1 protein-coding gene is annotated in these 416 nt (G+C 56.2%); it reads right to left on the bottom strand.

Annotation, left to right across the window (positions count from 1 at the left end; genetic code table 11):
- Positions 1-416: aminotransferase class V-fold PLP-dependent enzyme (locus EN750_RS38855; RefSeq protein WP_127399535.1), on the bottom strand; the 416-nt coding region annotated here is incomplete at both ends.

Below are 416 nucleotides of genomic sequence, written 5' to 3'. Positions count from 1 at the left end.
TCCCGAGATCATGTACGGACACTGACTTCGTATCGTTTAGCCCTTCGCGCAGTCTCGACGAGAGGCGCCTGCAACGTTCCTCGATCTTGTCCAGTCCGATCTCAAGGGCGTAATCCACTGCTGCCCGCAGGCCAACGCGAACGGAGTAGTTTTTCTCCCAAGTTTCAAAACGTCTGGCATCGGCTCGAAGCTCGTAGCGATCCGGTGCGATCCAATGAGCGCCATAAAGGTCGATCATTGCCGGCTCGATCGTCTCCAGCAATGACTGACGGATATAGAGAAAACCGGTTCCTCGCGGTGCGCGCAGGAATTTTCTTCCGGTAGCTGTCAGCATATCACAGCCCAGCGCAGCAACGTCGATGGGCAATTGGCCGGCGGCTTGGCAAGCATCAAGCAGGTAAAGGATGCCGTTGTGG

It is taken from the genome of Mesorhizobium sp. M7A.F.Ca.ET.027.03.2.1, from assembly GCF_003999175.1.
Taxonomy (GTDB): Bacteria; Pseudomonadota; Alphaproteobacteria; order Rhizobiales; family Rhizobiaceae; genus Mesorhizobium.
Note: the sequence above shows the minus strand (reverse complement) of the source record. Positions and strands in the feature narration are given on the sequence as shown.